Consider the following 2,878-nt stretch of genomic DNA (forward strand, 5'->3'; position numbering starts at 1 on the left):
GTGTCAAACACAAGAAGCGGGTCATCTTCCCCTCCACTTCCGAAGTCTATGGCATGAGCCCGGACGCAGAGTTTGATGAAGAAAATTCGCCGCTGGTACTGGGGCCGATTGCCAAGGAACGCTGGAGCTACTCGTGTGCCAAGCAGATGCTGGACCGGGTGATCTACGCCTATGGCAACCACGAAAATTTAAAATTCACCCTATTTCGACCTTTCAACTGGATCGGCCCGAAGCTGGATAGCATCCACACTGCCAAGGAAGGCAGTTCACGGGTACTGACCCAGTTCCTCTACAACATCCTGGCTGAAGAGCCGATCCTGCTTGTGGATGGCGGCAACCAGCGTCGCTCCTTCACCTTTATTGAAGACGGCATCGATGCCCTGATGAAGATCATTGAAAACAAGGATGGCTGCGCTGACGGCAAGATCTTCAATATCGGCAACCCCAAGAACGATCTGTCGGTCAAGGAACTGGCTGAAAAACTGCGTGACATGGTGGCCACCTTCCCGCTCTACAAGGAAAAGGCTGATAAGTGCAAGATTGTAGAGACCTCCTCAGACAGCTTCTACGGCAAAGGGTATCAGGATATGCTGACCAGGGTGCCGTCGGTCAAGCGTGCCAAGGAGTGCCTGGGCTGGGAGCCTACCACCACCATTGATGACGCCCTGCGCAAGACCCTGGAGTTTTATCTTGTGGATGAGCGGGAAAAACTGTCGGAGTTCCTGTAGGAGCAACCATGAAACTAGGTCTGCTGGGTGGCACATTTAACCCGATCCATCTGGCTCACCTGCGGATAGCCGAAGAAGCCCGGGAGGCAGCCGGGCTGGATCAGGTGCTGTTTATCCCGGCGTCTGACCCGCCCCATAAGGCGCTGGCCGGAGATGTTTCCTTTGAGCTGCGGGCAGCTATGGTGCAACTGGCCATTGCAGCTAATCCGGCTTTTGGATTCAGTGATATAGAACTGCATCGGGCAGGCAAGTCCTACACGGTTGATACCTTGACAGCGCTTAGGACAGAGCGACCAGGTGACGAACTTTACTTTATCATTGGCAGTGACTCATTTTTGGAACTAGGGCTGTGGCATCGTTATGAGGCTATTTTCCCCCTGGCCTCACTGATAGTGGTAGAACGTCCTGAAAAAGAGATTACAGGGCCGTTACAGCAGTTACCAGAGGCAGTACGCGACCAGTTTAAGCAAGAGGCAGGCAACCTGTTGCGACATAGCAGTGGCACCAGTATCCGCTTTGTGACCGGAACCGGGCTGGATATTTCATCCAGTCACCTGCGCGAACAGGTGGCAGAGCAGCAATCGATCCGTTATCTTGTTCCGCCTGAAATTGAATTATTTATTACCCAGAAGGGATTGTATCAATCATGACTGAAAAAACTGCAGAAAAACCGACTCTTACCGCTCTGGAGCGGGCTGTCCGTTGTGCCGAACTGGCCAGCGACAAGAAGGGTTACGACCTCCGGGTTCTGGATATCACCGCTATCAGTACCATTGCCGATTTTCTGGTGATCATCTCCGGACAGTCCGACAAGCAGAATCAGGCGATCTGCGATCATATTCGCAGGGAGCTGAAGAAGTTCGGCAAGGTGCAGGAGATCGAGGGCGAGACCGAAGCTAAATGGATCGTCATGGATTACAGCGATGTGCTGGTGCATATCTTCCATGAAGAGCAGCGCAAGCGCTATGATCTGGACGGCTTGTGGGAAAAGGCAGAGCAGGTGGAGCTGTCAACAGTGCTACAGGCCACTGATGTCGCCAACAAAGCTTCGTTCACCATCTGATCGGTTGCTGCTGTGAAGCTCCGTATTATATGGCTTGGAAAGACCCGCGACCCCTGGATTAAAGAGGGAGTGGCTGAGTACAGCGGGCGGGTTGGCCGCTACCTGCCATTGGCCATTGACGAGCTGAAGGATGAGAAGGATGCCACCTTTGAAGAGGGCCGCCGACGTGAAGGCGAGCGGCTGTTAAAGCAGCTTTCCCCCAATGCCGTGCTGGTGGCGCTGGATGAGCGGGGGCAGCAGTTGGATTCCGTTAGATTTGCCGAATTTATCGGTAAGCATCGTGATAGCAGCACCGCCGAACTGGTTTTTGCCATTGGTGGTTCCTACGGTTTCAGCGATGAGGTCCGTGCCCGCGCTGCCAAGGTGCTGGCATTGTCCGCCATGACCTTTACCCATCAGATGGTTCGCCCCTTTTTGTTAGAGCAGATCTACCGGGCCTGCACTATCCTGAATAATGAGCCCTACCACCACTAAACCATGCCTGATGTGATTAAACTGGAAAATATCCGCCGTGTTTTTGGCGAAGGAGACAGCATCGTTGAAGCGTTGCGGGGAGTCTCTTTTACCATAGCTGCGGGTGAATTTGTGGCGATCATGGGTGCCTCAGGCAGCGGTAAGTCCACCTGCATGAACACCCTGGGCTGCCTGGATAAACCCACCAGCGGCACCTACTGGCTGGACGGTGTTGATACCGCCGGGATGGCAGCGGACAGCCTTGCTGAGGTTCGTAATAAAAAACTGGGTTTTGTGTTCCAGGGGTTTAACCTGTTGCCCCGCACCACGGCGCTGGAGAATGTTGAACTACCACTGGTCTATGCCGGTATTACGGCAGCAGAACGCCACAGCCGTGCCAAAGCAGCTTTGGAGCGGGTTGGCCTTGGAGATAGGGTCAATCACACCAGCGCCCAGCTTTCTGGTGGACAGCAGCAGCGGGTAGCCATTGCCCGCGCCCTGGTCAACGAACCGGCGGTGATACTGGCTGATGAGCCCACCGGCAATCTGGATACCACCACCACCCATGAAATCATGCAACTCTTCACTGACCTGAACACACAAGGCATCACCATTGTGATGATCACCCATGAAT

Annotated in this window: 5 protein-coding genes; all 5 read left to right on the plus strand. The window is 54.0% G+C overall.

Features of this window, described 5'->3' with window-relative positions; translation table 11 throughout:
* On the plus strand, positions 1–728 hold a 728-nt coding region (locus tag OEL57_RS15955; protein WP_300741840.1), incomplete at its 5' end, for a bifunctional UDP-4-keto-pentose/UDP-xylose synthase.
* Positions 729–736: 8 nt separating this feature from the next.
* Complete coding sequence (gene nadD / locus OEL57_RS15960; protein WP_300741842.1) at positions 737–1,378, plus strand: nicotinate-nucleotide adenylyltransferase; 642 nt, start codon at positions 737–739, stop codon at positions 1,376–1,378.
* Positions 1,375–1,791 (plus strand): ribosome silencing factor, encoded by a 417-nt coding sequence (gene rsfS / locus OEL57_RS15965; protein WP_300741844.1) that lies wholly within the window; start codon positions 1,375–1,377, stop codon positions 1,789–1,791. The genes nadD and rsfS overlap by 4 nt, the downstream gene beginning before the upstream one ends.
* A gap of 12 nt (positions 1,792–1,803) precedes the next feature.
* Positions 1,804–2,265 carry a 23S rRNA (pseudouridine(1915)-N(3))-methyltransferase RlmH gene (locus OEL57_RS15970; RefSeq protein ID WP_300741845.1) on the plus strand — a complete coding sequence of 154 codons (462 nt, stop codon included), beginning with the start codon at positions 1,804–1,806 and terminating at the stop codon, positions 2,263–2,265.
* A gap of 3 nt (positions 2,266–2,268) precedes the next feature.
* On the plus strand, positions 2,269–2,878 hold a 610-nt coding region (locus OEL57_RS15975; protein ID WP_300741846.1), incomplete at its 3' end, for an ABC transporter ATP-binding protein.

The sequence above is a fragment of the Trichlorobacter sp. genome (assembly GCF_030247655.1).
GTDB lineage: Bacteria > Desulfobacterota > Desulfuromonadia > Geobacterales > Pseudopelobacteraceae > Trichlorobacter.